This is a genomic window from Ottowia thiooxydans DSM 14619 (assembly GCF_000422885.1).
Lineage (GTDB): Bacteria > Pseudomonadota > Gammaproteobacteria > Burkholderiales > Burkholderiaceae_C > Ottowia > Ottowia thiooxydans.
In genome coordinates this window covers 1-16398 of record NZ_AUGX01000036.1, presented here as the reverse complement: position 1 = coordinate 16398, position 16398 = coordinate 1, and the positions used below count along the sequence as shown (strand labels likewise).

The following is a 16398-nucleotide window of genomic DNA, read 5'->3' as shown; positions in this document are numbered from 1 at the left end:
CTGAGCCTGTCGAAGCCGTGCGTGGCGCTTCGACCCCTCGACGGGCTCAGGACAGGCCAAGCTCAGCCCGAACGGTTAACACGTCACCGTGCAGGATTGATAATGTTTCATTGATATCATAATCAGACTGAATTGGACAGCTGCAGAGCTTGTAGCGCCAAAAGCGGAAATGGTCCACTGCGGTCCGTTAGCTACCGGCAATTTCCAAGCCTCTCACGGTTCCATAAGGGTTCTGCGAAGCTATCAGCGGTGAAATGCTGTTTTTGGGATTATTTTGAGCAAAGAAAAGACCATCGTACCGGCCAGGACTGCTCTGGTCATCATTGACCTGCAGAACGATTTCCTGCATCCGCAAGGCACCTATACCCGCGGAGGCGACTCCAATCCACCGGCACTATTGCTGCCGGAGCGTGTGGCTGAGGTAGCGAGGGCGCTCAAGTCTGCCGGCGGTATGGTGGCCACGAGTCAGTTCACGCTCTGGACTGATGCACAAGGTGAGCCGATGGTGTCTCCACATCTCAAGGCGCTTCGCCCCTATTTGAGCAAAGGCGACTTCGCTGCTGGCAGTTGGGGCCACGCGAACGTGGATGCCCTGAAAGGCCTGGTTGATGTGACCGTCAACAAGGTCGCCTACTCAGCGTTTTTCAATACCCAATTGGACTGGGTCCTCCGCCGCGCAGGCATAGATACCGTAGCCGTTTGTGGCATCGTGACCAATGGCGGTGTCGCGAGCACGGTACGAGATGCCCACATGCGGGACTACCACACCATCGTCCTGGACAACGGTTGCGCAGCCTTCGGTGAAGAGCGGCACAAAACCTCGCTGGCGGATATGCGCAATGTGGCAGAAGTGATGAGTTGCGCCGATTTCATCGGGCTAGTCGCTGCTCCGCTTCCTGGCTGATGCAAGCTGTTGGGATGATGATCAACTCTGCGCGCGTGAACCGCGGGGCTTAGTCTCTTTGACGTGTTTCCAATCCGCCTGCAGGTGTGAGAGAAACCCGCGGGCACTCGGGGTGAGTGTTCTGTCCTTGAGGAGGATGACCCCGATCGTTCTGCTTAACTTGGGTTGCATAAGCGGCCGGGTCACCAAATCGGCGTGAAGGGCTGCGGGAACTGCTCCACTGGGGACTATAGCGATACCCACACCGGCATATACACACTGAACCAAGGTCGCGAAGTGATTGACCGTAACGGCATGGGAAAGGGTCACTCCGATCACCGAGGCATGGCTGTCCAGAAGTCGACGAGTCTGCGCCTCTTTGGGCAGTGAAATGAGCGGGAAGCTACGCAGGTCGTCTAAGTTGATCTTGCTTTGCTTGGCCAGCGGATGTTTGCTGGGCATGACTACATGAAAGACCTCGTGGCTTAGCGAGATCGTGCTGAACTCGCTTGCGACATCGTCAATGTAGGTCACGCCAAGGTCGCTGCTTCCACTTCTGACGTCGTCAGACACGGTGCCGTGGACGCCCTCTCGAACCTGGAGCTCGATTTTCGGTTTCACTTGCCGATATCCCGCAATGATGCGCGGTAGCTGCGTGTAGGCAACCGACATCACCGTGGAGACGGTGACTATGCCGCGTTGCTCGTCGGTGATCTCACGCATATTGCCGAACGAGATCCGAAGGTCGGCGAGCACCCTTGTGGCCAGTGAAATGAATTCCTGACCGGCAGGTGTTACCTCCACGCGCCGGGTGGAGCGCCGGAAAAGCTCCAGGCCCACAGCCTTCTCCACGCGCTGCACGGTGCGGGTCAAGGCAGGCTGCGAGACGTTCAAAGTGATAGCCGCGGACATGAAGCTGCCGCACTCGGCAATTGCGCAGATGGCCTGCAGCTCTCTCGAGCTCAGGTCCGGAAGAATCTCGGTGGCCATCGTCTTCTCCAATCTTCAACCCACGCTCTCAGAGAGAAAAGCGCGCAGGGTCACGCAATTATGCAGAAAGTGGAATCATTTAGAGAAATAGATTGATCTTGTAATGAATGGGGCATCTCTCCTATGCTTTAGCGCAAGACACCTAGTCGCCATCTCATCGCTATCAATAGGAGACACGGATGAACGCCGTATTGCAAACGCCAGCCTCAGTCGTAAGCCACGTTCCAGCGAGCGTGGACTTGGTCGAGTATTACTACGAACGGGGCTTCAGCGACGGCTTGCCCGTTGTTCCTCCCACTCAGGAAAAGATCGATGAGGTCGTCGCACGCCTTGGGGGCGACCCGTCCTTCGTCGAAGCACGCATTGCCCCTCGCTGGGGGGATCTCACCCGTGAAGTGCTGGCCATCAACATGGTGATGGCTGGTTGCAAGCCCGAGTACGCTCCCGTAGTGCTGGCCGCGGTGCGGGCCGTTACTCAGCAAGCTTTCAACCTGAATGGTGTGCAAGCGACCACGCACGTCGCCTCGCCTCTTCTCATCGTGAATGGCCCGATAGCGCGTGAGATCGGAATGAATGGGGGTGTGAACGCATTCGGTTCCGGCAACCGAGCCAACGCCACCATTGGCCGGGCGTTGCGGCTGATCATGCTCAACGTCGGTGGTGGCTGGCCTGGCGACCTGGACAAGAGCACGCTGGGACACCCAGGCAAATACACGTACTGTGTCTGCGAGAACGAAGCGCAGAGCCCATTAGCGCCTTACCACGTGGAGCATGGCTATAAGCCTGAAGACTCGACCGTGTTCGCCATGGCTGCCGAGGCGCCGCACAGTGTCACGAACCACATCTCCAACGACCCGGAGGGCATTCTGGACACCATGTGCTCGGCCATGAGCACCATTGCTTCCAACAGCGCTGTCTTGGGGGGCCACATTGCCGTTGTCCTCGGTCTTGAGCATGCAGAGACCATCGGTAAGCGCGGTTGGTCACGCGCCGACATTCGAAACTACCTCTTTGCGAACCACGGCAATCGCTTCATCGACCTGGCGTACGGACATCGCTACGGCAAGGTCTACAACCGCAACTTGCCGAAGTATTACAAGCGCGAAGACAACACACGTATTCCCATCATTCACAGCCCGGATCACATTCACCTCTTCGTGATGGGTGGCGAAGCGGGCCGCTTCTCGGTGCTGATTCCTGGATGGGGCCACATGAGCACCCCGGTGCTTCAGCCGATTGAAGGCAGCAGCGCCAACGACAACGGAGCTGATTGCGTTGGTGGCGCTTGTGCCCTCTGAGAAGGCGTGAGCGGAATATTCCAGAAAACTTAGGAGAGAACCATGTTGATGAAAGCTGATCCCAGCAAGGTAGCTGTTTACGACCCGCGCGGCGCGCTTCGGTTCGAAAACGTCCCAACGTCCGCGCGTAAGAAGGACCTCAAGAAACTTCGTCTGGGCATTCTGGATAACTCGAAATGGAACGCCAACAAGCTGCTGCGAGGAGCCGCTGCAGCGCTTGGCGAAGACATCGAGTTCGCTGCGGTGAACTACTACGTAAAACATAGCTTCTCCAAAGATGCCGCGCCCGAACTCATCGAGAAGATCGCCAGTGAAAATGACGTGGTCCTCACCGCTATCGGCGACTGTGGTTCGTGCTGCTCAGCGTGCGTGAGGGACTCCATCGCACTGGAGAAGCTTGGCATTCCCAGCGCGGTCATCATCACGACCGAGTTCGTGCGTGAGACCGAACTCACCCGCCAGGCCGTGGGCATGAAGACCCTTGAGCCGGTGGTGATTACCCATCCGGTCAGCTCGATCACTGCTGAAGAGGTGGCGCAGCGGGTCGCGCAGATCAGAGAGCAGGCCCAGAAGGTCTGGCTGGGCACTCAGCCTCCGCTGCAAATCAAGGTTGACCTTCAGTGATGGGTGCGGCGATAGGAGAGATGTCCATGACGGATATCGGCGTGTTGGTAGCGCGTTCCACAACGCCCGTACTTGTCGACTGCTTTACTCCAGGGTGTGGGCCTTGCGCTGCGCTTGCCCCCATTCTGGACACGCTCGCTGATGAACTGAAAGAGCAATTGGCTGTGGAGAAGATCGACGTTGGTGCGAATCCGGAGGTGGCCAAGCTGTATGGCGTTCGAGGCGTGCCCACGCTGCTGCTCTTCAAGGATGGAAAACACGTTGCCAGCAGGACTGGGGCGGCTTCTCGAACGCAGCTGATTACGTGGCTATCAGCCCATGGGGCTGTATAGCGATTTGGCGCGGTTGCCGTGCAGAAATTTGTCGTTAGCGCGCCCTGCAAGGCTGCGCAGGACGACGTGACACTCTTTTATCAAAGCGGGCAGAAATGGGTGCGTTGTCACATCTCAAAGTGCTGGATCTTTCACGGGTGCTCGCAGGTCCTTGGGCAAGTCAGGTCATGGCAGATCTGGGTGCAGATGTCATCAAGGTTGAACGCCCGGGATCGGGCGATGACACGCGCAGCTGGGGCCCTCCTTGGGTCAGCGACCCGCAGTGGGGCGAGGTGCCGCAGTCTGCCTATTTCGTGAGTGCCAATCGGAACAAGCGCTCCGTCGCCATTGATTTCACTGATCCAGAGGGGCAACGAGTCGTTGCGGCGCTTGCTCGCAAGTGCGACGTGCTGATTGAGAACTTCAAGGTCGGTGGTCTTCGCGCTTATGGGCTCGACTACGAAACTTTGAGTCAAAAGCACCCCGGGCTCGTGTACTGCTCCATTACCGGTTTTGGCCAGAGCGGCCCTTACGCCAACCGGCCTGGATACGACTTCCTCATTCAGGGGATGGGCGGTTTGATGAGCATCACAGGTCGGCCAGACAGCGAAGAGGGTGCCGGCCCACTGAAGGTGGGTGTCGCCCTGACGGATATCTTGACTGGCCTCTACGCTACCGTTGGAATTCAAGCCGCCCTCTCTCACAGGGAGAAAACAGGCGAGGGGCAGCATGTAGACGTATCCCTGCTGGATGTCCAGGTGGCTTGCCTGGCCAACCAGGCCATGAATTTTCTTGCCAGCGGAGTCCAGCCACAGCGTCTGGGAAATGCCCATCCCAATATCGTCCCATACCAGGACTTCGAAACTCAGGATGGGCACATCATCATCACCGTGGGCAACGATGGCCAGTTCCGTCGGCTGTGCGAGGTGCTTGACATGGCCTCCTGGGCGGATGACCCCCGGTTTGCCACCAATACTGCCCGATTGGCATCAAGAGATGAGCTGATTCCCCTCATCAAGGCCCAGATCAAAAAACTGCCCAGCGCCTATTGGCTGGAAAGGCTGGAGGCTCAGTCCGTTCCCTGCGGACCCATCAATGAACTCGCTGACGTCTTCGCAGACCACCACGTTCTTCATCGAGGCATGAAGATCCCGCTGCCTAGTGGAGCTGAGGGCAGTGTCAGCATGGTGGGAAGTCCATTGAAGCTCTCACGGACCCCTGTCGAGTACCGGACAGCACCACCAGCGCTTGGCGCAGATACGGAGAAGGTCTTGCACGAGTGGCTCGGCTCTGGTGAGGCTGGTGTCACCGAGTTATCCAGAGGTCACGTCTAAAAAAGAAGCGAAAACAACGTTCCGACGTTTTCAACAACAACCAGGAGACAAAATGAACCACCATAAACAATGGCCCCAATCCGGTGCCTGGGACCGACGTCGTTTCATGATTGCGATGTCCGGCACCGTAGCCGCCGGATTGCCGAGTGGAGCTTGGGCGCAGGACGACTTTCCGTCCAAGCCGATTCGAATCATGGTGCCGTTTCCTGCGGGCGGCCCCACAGATATCGTGGCCCGTGTCGTCGGGCAGGCCCTCTCGGAGCGGCTGCGTCAGACGGTGACTATCGAGAATCGCCCAGGTGCAAGCGGCATGATTGGTGCCGATGCCGTGGCGAAAGCAGCGCCTGATGGGTACACCTTGCTGATCAACGTCTCCGGGCATCTTGTCAACCCTGCGTTGTTCTCCAAGATGCCCCATGACCCGCTCAAGGACTTCCAGCCTATAACCAACGTCGCTACGACGCCGATTCAGCTCGTCATCAGCGCTGATTCGCCAGTACGCTCATTTGATGATCTGTTGAAGCTCGTCCGCTCGCAGCCAGGAAAGCACTCATTTGCTTCTTCGAGCAACGGTACACCTGGTCATCTGACGGGTGAGCTCCTGAAGACGGTCGCCAAGCTCGACGTTCTGCATGTCCCCTACAAAGGCAGTGCGCCGGCGTTGACAGATGTCATGGGGGGGCAAGTTACCTACATGTTGGACTCCATGCCGTCGTCCATCGCCCTCGTAAAGAGCGGAAGGCTTCGCTCACTTGCCGTGACCTCGCCACGTCGGGTTGACGTGCTTCCTGACGTGCCCACCTTTGCAGAGTTGAACTATCCAGGCGTTAACCTGTCCTCCTGGTACGGTCTCTGGGGGCCAGCGAAGTTGCCGCGGGCTGTGACAGCCAGGATCTACGCGGAGGTCAAAGAGGTACTGGCTATGCCAGACGTGCGAAAGCGCATCACCGACGTGCTGGCTGAGCCGGTGGGCGACACCCCAGAGCAGTTCAGTGCCTTCTGCGCATCCGAGGCACAACGCTACGCAGGTATCGTGCGCGCCGCCGGTATCCGCCTTGAATGACACCGGCTCCATGACCGCCAGACACGCCAAGGTTCTGATTCTGGGCTCCGGGCCTGCGGGCTATACGGCCGGGGTCTATGCGGCACGTGCCAACCTGCAGCCCATGCTCATCACGGGAATGGCGCAAGGTGGCCAACTCATGACCACCACAGAGGTGGATAACTGGCCTGCCGATGTGCATGGCGTGCAGGGCCCTGAGCTAATGCAGCGCTTTCAAGCCCATGCCGAGCGCTTTAACATCGAGGTGGTCTTTGATCACATCCACCGCGTGGAGCTCGGCAGTAGGCCCTTCAGGCTGTTTGGCGATAACAACTCCTACACCTGTGACGCCTTGGTCATTGCAACGGGGGCGTCCGCCAAATATCTTGGACTGCCTTCTGAGCAGGAGTTTATGGGAAGAGGCGTTTCCGGCTGTGCCACCTGCGATGGGTTTTTCTACCGAAACGAAGATGTCTGTGTTGTGGGAGGAGGCAATACAGCGGTCCAGGAAGCCTTGCACTTATCAAACATCGCCCGGAGCGTGACACTCATTCACCGGAGGGAGGTGTTCCGGGCGGAGCCCATCTTGCTGGACAAAATGTACGAGCGCGTGCGTACCGGGAACTTGCGGCTTAAGCTGAATACCACGCTCGACAACGTCCTGGGCGACGGTGGGGGTGTTACAGGGGTTCGTCTGCTTCATTTGCCCGATGGCCAAACCGAGGATATCGCGCTGCGCGGCTGTTTCATTGCAATAGGCCACAGTCCCAACACTGCGATCTTCGACGGCCAACTGACCATGAAGAACGGCTACATCACGACTCGATCAGGGAGCAACGGGTTTGCAACCATGACGAGCGTCCCGGGCGTCTTCGCCGCCGGAGATGTTCAGGACAATGTGTATCGGCAAGCCATCACCAGTGCGGGATCTGGCTGCATGGCCGCGTTGGATGCGCAGAGCTTTTTGGAGCAGTACGGCGTTGCCACATTCAACTCAACTCAGGTAGCCGAAGCTGCAGTGTCTGAGCGGATGCTCACATAAGCCATTCATGCGGAGCTTGGCCTGTCCTGAGCACGTCGAAGGGTCGAAGCGTCGCTTTAAGGCTCACTGGATTCGTGCGTTGAGTTCGCGGCTGATCCATACGCTGGTGGTGTCCGCCTCCTCCGCACGGGACAAGCTCATTTCGTACTCGTAGCGATCCGGGCGGTACAGCCCTTGGAGCCATTGAACGGGTCGAGCCGTCTTGTCTAGCACCACGCGGTTGACCGCGAGCAGCGCCGTACCCACTGGCACTGCCAAGTGCCTGGCGACAACGCTGTCAGCCTGCTTCGCTGAAATGGTTTGGGTGGCTGTGGCAATCTCCACTCCGGCCTCCGCCATCAAGGTGAGAATGGGTTTGCGCTCCAGCTTGGCTTTGGTGAGCCCAGGAAAAACAGCGGACGGCAACCAGGTCACGATATAGGAGACCGGTCCATCCGTCGTGCTGCGCAGTCTCACGACTCTCAGCACTGCGGTGCCAGGATCTACCTGAAGCGCAGCAGCTACCAGCTCTGTGGCCGGCAGGCGTGCGTGTTCCAACACCTTGACCGTGGTGCTCCGGCTCATGTCCACCAGGTTATCCAGTAGATGGGGCGGGGCCGACACAGAAGCGCCTTTGCCGGGGGCTCCCTGGGCGTCCAACCGCCGCGTACCACGCCCAGCCGTTCTTTCGATCAAGCCCTCGGCAGCCAGGTTTCCCAGGGCCTTGCGAATAGTGACCCTGGAAACCTCGAATTCGTTGGAAAATTCCATTTCGCCTGGAAGCCCGTCGTTGTAGATTCCCTCAAGGAGTCGCTCCTTCAGCACCAGGTATACGCGGTGGTACTTCGGCAAAGGCATGGAAATTTGCATGACCGGTATTTTATTTGTATGATGGTAAATACATTAAGACAAATCGTGCAGAGCGATCTTGATGGTCCCGGCAGTTGAGCAGGTTCTGAAAGGCTCGGCTGTCAATTCGAATTCAACCACGACAGGGTAAACGATTCATGTTCTCCTCACCATGCCTGCGGGCTAATCTGAGCCGTACGTGGCGTTCCGCCGCGCTTGTTCTAGTCTCTGCACTGGTGCCCATCAGCAGTGCCCTGGCGGCTGACCCCTACCCGAACAAGCCGGTCAAGATGATCGTTCCGTTCTCGCCCGGGGGCACCGGCGACATCGTGGGGCGCTTGATGGGCACCAAAATGGCTGAGGGCCTGGGCCAAAGCGTTGTTGTGGAAAACCGAGGCGGCGGGGCTTCCATTATTGGAACCGACACAGGATCGAAAGCGCCAGCCGACGGCTACACGCTGACCATCTCGAACGGCGCCGCCATTACCACCGCGCCGCTCATTGGTCAGAGGCTGGCTTACAAGCCCATGGACGACTTCGTTCACGTGTTTCTGATTGCAAGCTTCCCGAATATGCTGGTCGTGCGCGCGGATCATCCGGCCAAAACGCTGGCGCAGTTCATCGAATTTGCACGTAAAGAACCCAAAGGGGTGAGCTGGGGTTCTGCGGGTGTGGGTTCCGCCGGCTTTTTGGCCGGTGAGCTTTTGCAGCAGCAGGCACAATTTCGCATGGTCCATGTGCCCTATAAGGGAACAGGCCCGGCATTGACCGACCTGGTGGGCGGCACTATTGGTGCCATGTTGACAAGCCCCGCAGTGGCGGCCACGCAGATTTCTGCCGGGAAGCTCAAGGCGTTGGCGGTGAGCAGTGCTCAGCGAATGACGGATTATCCGGACGTTCCCACCATGAACGAAACCTACCCAGGAACCGTGGGCGATGCCTGGTTCGGCATATCTGTGCCGGCAAAAACACCCGCTGACGTGATTGAGCGGATTCGCGCTGAAGCGGTGAAAGCGCTGGCAAGCCCTGAGGTGCGGGCGCAGCTTTTGAAGTCTGGTGTGCAGCCCCTGGGTCTCGGCCCCAAAGAATTTGACGGCTATCTCCGCAAAGAGATTGTCAAATGGACGGCTGTTCTCAAGGACAAAAACATCACCGTCGATTGATGGTGTGAAGGAAACTGAGGAGCTGAACCATGAGCGTTGAATATGCCCCGAAGGGGTTGATCGGGCTGCTGACGCCCCAGGCCAATACAACCGTTGAGCCGGAGTTCTCAATCCTGCTGCCGCCGGGCTATGCACATATCAATGCTCGGCTCGTCAGTAACAAGGGAACCATTGAAGAGCGCTTGCTGGATTACCTTGACGTGGCTGAACAGGTGTCCGGCCAGTTTGCCAACGCGCCCATTCAGGCGCTGGCTTTGGGGTGCACCGGTGCCTCGTATCTCGCGGGGCGCGAGAACGAGGAGCGCTTGCTGGAGCGCCTGGGGGTAGCCAGGGGTGTGACGGCTTACACAGCGGCGACTGCGCTGGTGGATTGTCTGGCTCAGATGGGCGCGAAACGCATTGCCTTGGCAACGCCCTATCCTGAAGCGCTGACTCAAAAAAGCGTGACGTACTGGGAGTCGCATGGCTTGAGCGTGGTGAAGGCGGCATCGACCATGAACGACGCGTCTACCAACTTCCATCCAATCTATTCCCTGAGCGCTGCTCAAGCAGGGGGTGTTCTGGGTGAACTGGGCTCATTGAGTGGGGTGGACGCGGTCGTCATGCTGGGAACGGGCATGCCCACGTTGGCGCCTTTGCTGGATGCCAATCGCGCAGGCCAAGGGGTTCCTGTTCTCTCATGCATGTTCTGCCTGGCCTGGAAGGCGGTGGAACTAGTGAATCCTGGCGAGTACTCCATTCAAAGCTGGCTCCAGGGTGAGCACTGGGGGCAACGCCTGGAATCGTTGCGACGTTGAGCTGAGAACGCAGCGGGTCTCCTGTATCGCGAAGATTTTCCCTTTCAATTCCCGTTCGGGCTGGCCCTGAACTTGTTGAAGGGGCGAAGCCTTGCGCGGCGTTTTGGCCCGCATGTGGGATCGGTGTAGGTCAAGCCCAGGAGTTGGCCATTGAAACATTTGTTGGTGTAGTGCAGATAACGTACCTCATAGATCAAGAATCAAGATGAAATCTCAACGCGTGATCATCGTCGGAGGCGGCCCCGTGGGCCTCACGGCGGCCATTCTTCTAGGTCACTACGGCATTGAATGCCTGGTGTTGGAGGCCGACACCGAAGTCCCGCGCGATTTGCGCGCGTCCACATTCCATCCGCCCACGCTCGATATGCTCGACCGATTCGGCATCACTCAGCGACTGATCGACGCTGGCTTGGTGGCTCCGACCTGGCAGGTGCGTTGGCACACCACAGGTGAATTCGCAGAGTTCGATCTTGGGGTACTGAAGGCGCACACCGCCCACCCGTACCGCCTGCAATGCGAGCAATGGCGTTTGGCTGAGTTCCAGTTGGAATACATCCAGAACAAGCTACCCGGTATTGAAGTGCTGCGCGGGCATCGTGTGCAGAGCTTTTCGCAGAACGAAGACGGTGTCGAGGTCATTGCACAAGACCCGGCTGGGGAGCAGCATTCTTTCTCGGGCGCCTACCTGATTGCTGCAGATGGCGCCAGGAGCGTGATCCGCACGCAGCTGGGGCTCACGTTTGAAGGCCACACCTTTCCTGAAACCACGGTGCTGGCCACCACGAGGTTTCCCTTTCACGACCACCTTCCAAACCTCTCCTATATCAACTATTGCTGGAAAGAGTCGGGCACCTTCAGCTTGCTGCGCTTGAAGGATTTGTGGCGGGCCAGCCTCTATCCGAGGGACGGTGAGTCTGATGAGGAAGCGGTGACGCCAGCCTCGGTGCAGTCCAAGCTCCAGGAAATTTTCCCAACAGCCGAGCCGTACGAAATTCTGGAGATCAGACCTTACAGGATTCATCAGCGCGTGGTGAATGGCTACGTTCATGGGCGCGTGGTGCTTGCCGGCGATGCTGCGCACATCAACAGCCCGAGCGGTGGCATGGGCATGAACGGCGGCATTCATGATGCGTTCAACCTGACCGACAAGCTGAACCGGATTTACGCTGGCGAAGGCGTGGAGCTTCTTCAGTTGTACGAGCGTCAGCGCAGGCCGATAGCGATCAAGCACGTGCTCGAACAGTCTGGCCGGAACCGCGCGCGTATGCAGGAGCGGGACACGGAAAAGCGCAGGCGCTCCTTGACTGAGCTGCAGCGCAAGGCGTCTGATGAAGCGCTGGCGACAGCGTATCTGCTGGAGACTTCGATGATCAGTAGCCTGCGCGAATCCGAAGCGATCGAGTAATCAGGTTTCGAGAGATGGGGCGATCCGTTTCGCCCCCGCATTGTCTGGGGCAGATGCTTTCTACCAGCACTTGCCCTAAGGGATAGAAAATCAGGAGACTGTCATGAGATTCATCGACACCGGAGAGCGGGCATGAGCAAAGCCATCCTCGTGAGCGAAGTCGGCCCGCGCGATGGGCTGCAAAGCATTGAACGCATCATGGGCACCTCTGAGAAGAAGGCGTGGATCAACGCCTTGTTCGAAGCGGGCGTCCGAGAAATTGAAGTGGGGTCATTCGTTCCGGCTCACGTGCTTCCCCAGTTGGCTGATACGGCCGAACTGGTCGCGTACGCCAAAACCTTGCCGGGGCTTGCTGTGGCGGCGCTGGTGCCGAATCTGAAAGGCGCTCAAGCGGCCGTGAAGGCAGGAGCGCACAAGATCTCAATTCCCTTTTCTTGCAGCGAGACCCACAGCCTGAAGAACGTGCGGCGCACGCATGAGCAAATGATTCAGGAAGTGCAGGCCATTGGCGCACTTCTGAAGACCTTGCCTGAAGGGGAGCGGCCTCACTTCGAAGGCAGTCTCTCCACGGCCTTTGGTTGCACGATGGAAGGCGAGGTCTCGGAAGACAAAGTGATGGATCTGGCTCAGATCCTGATCGAAGCCGGTTGCGACGAAGTAGGCCTATCAGACACCACAGGCTACGCCAACCCCGCGCAAGTCCGGCGCATGATTCGCAAAGTTCACGCACGCGTGGGGGCTGACCGGCTCACTGGGATTCATCTTCACAATACCCGTGGCCTGGGATTGGCCAATGCCCTCGCCGCAATCGACGAAGGCTTAACAACCATCGACTCATCTCAGGGCGGCTTGGGCGGGTGCCCGTTTGCGCCAGGGGCCAGCGGCAACATCGTCACGGAAGACCTGGTGTTCATGTTGGAAGCCATGGGCTTCTCAACCGGCATTGATTACGAAGGCCTCCTGCGTGCGCGCCAGCTGCTCGGCGATGCCCTTCCGGGCGAGCCGCTCTACGGCATGGTGCCGCTGGCAGGCCTACCTAAAAACTTCAAGACATCATGAATCTCAATACCGATCTCCCCTTGAGCGGCCTCATGGTGGTCGAGTTCACGCATATGGTGATGGGCCCCAGCATGGGCCTGATCCTTGCAGATCTTGGCGCCGAAGTGATCAAGATCGAGCCCCTGGAAGGCGATAACACCCGCCGCCTGACAGGTTCTGGGGCGGGCTACTTTCCCATGTACAACCGCAACAAGGCCAGCCTGGCCCTGGACGTGAAGTCCGAGGCAGGGCGTGATGCCGCCCTGCGTTTGCTGAACAAGGCCGATATCGTTCTTGAGAATTTCCGGCCTGGTGCCATGGATGCGCTGGGGCTTGGGTATGAGAAAGTCTCTGTCAGCAACCCAGGGGTTATCTATTGCTCCGGCAAGGGGTTTCTGAGCGGGCCTTATGCGCATCGCACGGCACTCGATGAAGTGGCTCAGATGATGGGCGGCCTGGCCTATATGACAGGCTTACCCGACAAGCCCATGCGCGCAGGCGCATCAGTCATCGATGTCATGGGAGGCATGTTTGGGGTCATTGGCATCATGGCCGCCTTGGAGCAGCGCCACCGTACCGGCCAAGGCCAACTGGTGACCACAGCCTTATATGAAACCACGGCGTTTCTGGTGGGGCAGCACATGGCGCAGTTCGCGGTCACTGGCAAGCCTGCGCCACCGATGACGCAACGCCAGTCCGCCTGGGCGGTCTATGACATCTTTGAGACCAAAGACCAGAGCAAGGTGTTCGTTGCGGTTGTGACCGACACCCAATGGCGAGGCTTTTGCGCGGCCTTCGGTCTTGATGAGTTGGGCACTGACCCAACGCTGCAGAAAAACAATGATCGCGTCCGGCAGAAAGACCGCTACATCTCCCTGCTCCGGGAGCGGTTGGGTTCCTTTGGCAAGGAGGAGCTCATGCAGAAGCTCGAAGCCATTGGTCTGCCCTTCGCGCCGGTCGCAAAACCGGAAGACCTGTTTGAGGACCCCCATCTGAAGGCCGGTGGTTTGGTGAACATCACGCTGCCCAGCGGTGAGAGCACCAGCTTGCCTGGGCTTCCCATTTCAATGGGGGACCGCCGTATGGGCGTGCGCCGTGATGTGCCTGCTATCGGCGAAGGTGGTGCGCAAGCGCTGTTAGACGCCGGAATATCCAAGGAGCATTTGCAGGCGATGCAGGATGCTGGCGTATTGCGGATTGCCGACCAATGACCGGTTTATCTCCGCAGTCATTGTTCGAGAAGATCTGGTCACGCCGCCGCATTGATGATCTCAATGCGGATGGAAGCCTGGCTTTGATGCACATTGACCGCGTCATGCTTCACGAACGGATGGGTGGCGTGGCTTTGAAGTCTCTTGCGGGACGACAACTGCCCGTGAGGAGCCCGCAACAGGTTTTTGCCACGATCGATCACATTGCCGATACGCGGCCAGGGCGAACGGAAGACTCCACGCTGATGCCAGGTGGAGCGGAATTCATACGCGTTACGCGGGATGAATCTCACAAGGCGGGTATTCACTTCTTCGATATCAATGACCCGAATCAAGGCATTGTTCACGTGATCTCGCCTGAGCAAGGCATCGTCTTGCCAGGCATCACACTGGTATGCCCTGACAGCCACACATGCACACAGGGCGCTTTCGGTGCGCTCGCATGGGGTATAGGTTCGTCCGAGGCCGAACACGCTTTGGCCACGCGCACTCTGCGCGTCAGAAAGCCCCGCTCCATGCGCGTGCTGGTTAATGGGCGCTTGTCTGAAGGCGTGAGCGCCAAGGATGTGGCGCTGGCGCTGATTGCGCGTTATGGTGCAGACGGGGCTCAGCGGTGTGTCGTGGAGTTTGACGGCCCCGCGATTCGTGAAATGTCCATCGAAGCGCGGCAGACTTTGTGCAATATGGCGGTGGAGTTCTCGGCATTTACCGCTTTGATCGCGCCTGACGAAAAGGTGTTTGATATGCTGCGCGGCCGTCCGTTTGCGCCAGCAGGCGCGCAATGGGACGAGGCACTGGCTTCCTGGCGCACCTTGAAGAGCGATGAAGGTGCGAGCTTCGATGTCGAGTTGGAGATGGACGCGTCAGAGCTGGCTCCTATGGTGACTTGGGGAACGAGTCCTCAACACGCCTGTGGTGTTGATGGCTTTGTGCCTGACCCGGATACCGGAGCGGATACGAATTCCCTTGAAGCCACGGGCCGCGCCCTCTCGTATATGGGCTTACAGCCCGGGGACAGGCTCGCTGAGCTACCCATTCAAGCGGCGTTCATCGGCTCTTGCACCAATGGCCGCTTGTCGGACCTGCAGGTCGCTGCTGAGGTATTGCGCGGACGGCGCGTGGCGCCTCACATCCGCGCGATCTGTGTCCCAGGATCCACCAGCGTCAAGCGAGAGGCCGAGGCTTTGGGGTTGGACCGGGTATTCACGGACGCCGGGTTTGAATGGCGGGAGTCAGGATGCTCCATGTGCTTTTTTTCGGGCGGTGAAAGCTTCGGGGTAGCTGAACGCGTGATCAGCACCACCAATCGAAATTTTGAAGGCAGGCAAGGTCCGCAGACCCGAACCCATCTGGCAAGCCCTGCGACGGTGGCCGCTTCCGCCTTGAGTGGATGCATTGCTGATCCGAGGCCTTTCCTGAAGGGGCAGCGATGAAGCCTTTCGACCGACACATAGGGGTCGCCGCGGCCCTGCTTAAGCCCAGCATTGATACCGACGCGATCATTCCTTCACGTGAAATCAAGACCGTAGGGAAAGACGGGCTAGCAGAAGGCCTCTTCGCCAACTGGCGTTATCGCGACGTCGCGGCGCGCGAACCGGATCCGGATTTCGTTTTGAATAGGCCCGAGCAGATCGGCACAACGATTTTGCTGGCTGGCCCTAATTTTGGATGCGGCTCTTCTCGCGAGCATGCGGCCTGGGCTTTGGCGGAGTGGGGCGTGCGAGCCGTCATAGCGCCAAGCTTCGGCGCCATTTTCTTCGCGAACTGCATTCGCAATGGCTTGCTGCCGGTGGTGCTGGCAGAACCGGAAATCAAGGCGCTCGCTGATTCAGTGGCACCTGACCCGCAAGTGAATAAGATCACTCTGGATCTGACGCGGCGAGAGCTGCTCGGGCCTGGGGGCGTGTCATACGCGATCACTCTGGGCGACGAGGAACGGGGCCAGTTGTTATCTGGGCTTGACCCCATCAGCAAGACCCTGCAGGAGCATGCGGCGCAGATCGATGCGTTCGAGGTTGGAGATCGAGTTAATCTACCCTGGATGTACTCCTAGAGCGAGCTCGAATTACTCCCTCGCCCGTATGCGGGAGAGGGCAGGGGTGAGGGCAAGCGGCCGTTGATTGAAGCGCGTCGCTTTGATTGCTGTCGGCGCTCCTGATTGAGTTACGAAGCCGAGCGCAGCAATGGCCCGAATTAGGCTCCCCACCCCTTAAGGCCGTGCCGAGGAGCGCAGGTCAAGGGGCCGGCCATCCAGGGGCGGGCAAGAGCACGGAAAGATGCTCTTGCTTCGTGGACTAGCTTGCGGCAGTTGTTTGAACGTAGTGAGCGAAGCGAAAGAAGTGAGTTCTGCCGCACCGCCCCTTGACTGAGCACCGGAGGGTGCCCGGAGCGCAGCGCAGGGACACGGACTTGGGGTCGCATTTCTTTGGTTC

At 58.7% G+C, this 16398-nt stretch carries 16 protein-coding genes; 14 read left to right on the top strand and 2 right to left on the bottom strand.

Going from position 1 to position 16398, the window contains the following annotated elements; genetic code table 11:
* Nucleotides 1-274: 274 nt before the first annotated feature.
* Nucleotides 275-904, top strand: coding sequence for a cysteine hydrolase family protein (locus tag G518_RS0121530; RefSeq protein ID WP_028604308.1), 630 nt, complete (start codon nt 275-277; stop codon nt 902-904).
* Between the two features lie 21 nt (nt 905-925).
* Here G518_RS0121530 and G518_RS0121525 read toward each other — a convergent pair whose 3' ends face one another.
* A complete protein-coding gene (locus G518_RS0121525; protein WP_028604307.1) occupies nt 926-1873 on the bottom strand; it encodes a LysR family transcriptional regulator in 948 nt (315 codons plus the stop codon).
* A 179-nt stretch (nt 1874-2052) separates the two neighbouring features.
* Between G518_RS0121525 and G518_RS0121520 the strand changes: the two genes are divergently transcribed.
* The 6 genes from G518_RS0121520 to trxB all read left to right on the top strand — a co-directional run bounded on the left by G518_RS0121520 (nt 2053) and on the right by trxB (nt 7524).
* Nucleotides 2053-3171 (top strand): hypothetical protein, encoded by a 1119-nt coding sequence (locus G518_RS0121520; RefSeq protein ID WP_028604306.1) that lies wholly within the window; start codon nt 2053-2055, stop codon nt 3169-3171.
* Between the two features lie 42 nt (nt 3172-3213).
* Nucleotides 3214-3795, top strand: coding sequence for a UGSC family (seleno)protein (locus tag G518_RS0121515; RefSeq protein ID WP_028604305.1), 582 nt, complete (start codon nt 3214-3216; stop codon nt 3793-3795).
* 26 nt (nt 3796-3821) lie between these two features.
* Nucleotides 3822-4127 (top strand): thioredoxin family protein, encoded by a 306-nt coding sequence (locus G518_RS0121510; RefSeq protein WP_028604304.1) that lies wholly within the window; start codon nt 3822-3824, stop codon nt 4125-4127.
* A 95-nt stretch (nt 4128-4222) separates the two neighbouring features.
* Nucleotides 4223-5440: a CaiB/BaiF CoA transferase family protein gene (locus G518_RS0121505; RefSeq protein ID WP_028604303.1), complete on the top strand. Its 1218-nt coding sequence runs from the start codon at nt 4223-4225 to the stop codon at nt 5438-5440.
* Between the two features lie 52 nt (nt 5441-5492).
* Complete coding sequence (locus G518_RS0121500; RefSeq protein ID WP_028604302.1) at nt 5493-6503, top strand: Bug family tripartite tricarboxylate transporter substrate binding protein; 1011 nt, start codon at nt 5493-5495, stop codon at nt 6501-6503.
* 10 nt (nt 6504-6513) lie between these two features.
* Nucleotides 6514-7524 carry a thioredoxin-disulfide reductase gene (trxB, locus tag G518_RS36270; protein ID WP_051237219.1) on the top strand — a complete coding sequence of 337 codons (1011 nt, stop codon included), beginning with the start codon at nt 6514-6516 and terminating at the stop codon, nt 7522-7524.
* Between the two features lie 63 nt (nt 7525-7587).
* Here the strand turns inward: trxB and G518_RS0121490 are convergent, their stop codons facing one another.
* Entirely contained in the window at nt 7588-8373 is a 786-nt protein-coding gene (locus tag G518_RS0121490; RefSeq protein ID WP_028604301.1) for a GntR family transcriptional regulator, read from the bottom strand.
* A gap of 137 nt (nt 8374-8510) precedes the next feature.
* On the opposite strand from G518_RS0121490, the gene G518_RS0121485 reads away from it, so the two are divergent.
* The 7 genes from G518_RS0121485 to leuD all read left to right on the top strand — a co-directional run bounded on the left by G518_RS0121485 (nt 8511) and on the right by leuD (nt 16019).
* Nucleotides 8511-9515, top strand: coding sequence for a Bug family tripartite tricarboxylate transporter substrate binding protein (locus tag G518_RS0121485; RefSeq protein WP_051237218.1), 1005 nt, complete (start codon nt 8511-8513; stop codon nt 9513-9515).
* 29 nt (nt 9516-9544) lie between these two features.
* Nucleotides 9545-10312, top strand: coding sequence for a maleate cis-trans isomerase family protein (locus tag G518_RS0121480; protein WP_028604299.1), 768 nt, complete (start codon nt 9545-9547; stop codon nt 10310-10312).
* 205 nt (nt 10313-10517) lie between these two features.
* Complete coding sequence (locus tag G518_RS0121475; RefSeq protein WP_028604298.1) at nt 10518-11717, top strand: FAD-dependent oxidoreductase; 1200 nt, start codon at nt 10518-10520, stop codon at nt 11715-11717.
* Between the two features lie 132 nt (nt 11718-11849).
* The gene (locus tag G518_RS0121470) at nt 11850-12776 is read left to right on the top strand and encodes a hydroxymethylglutaryl-CoA lyase (protein WP_028604297.1); all 927 of its coding nucleotides are present in this window, start codon (nt 11850-11852) and stop codon (nt 12774-12776) included.
* Nucleotides 12773-13966, top strand: a complete 1194-nt coding sequence (locus G518_RS0121465) for a CaiB/BaiF CoA transferase family protein (RefSeq protein WP_028604296.1) — start codon at nt 12773-12775, stop codon at nt 13964-13966. The genes G518_RS0121470 and G518_RS0121465 overlap by 4 nt, the downstream gene beginning before the upstream one ends.
* A complete protein-coding gene (locus G518_RS0121460; RefSeq protein WP_028604295.1) occupies nt 13963-15399 on the top strand; it encodes a 3-isopropylmalate dehydratase large subunit in 1437 nt (478 codons plus the stop codon). The genes G518_RS0121465 and G518_RS0121460 overlap by 4 nt, the downstream gene beginning before the upstream one ends.
* Complete coding sequence (leuD, locus tag G518_RS0121455) at nt 15396-16019, top strand: 3-isopropylmalate dehydratase small subunit (RefSeq protein ID WP_028604294.1); 624 nt, start codon at nt 15396-15398, stop codon at nt 16017-16019. Before G518_RS0121460 ends, leuD begins: the two co-directional genes overlap by 4 nt.
* Nucleotides 16020-16398 lie beyond the last annotated feature (379 nt).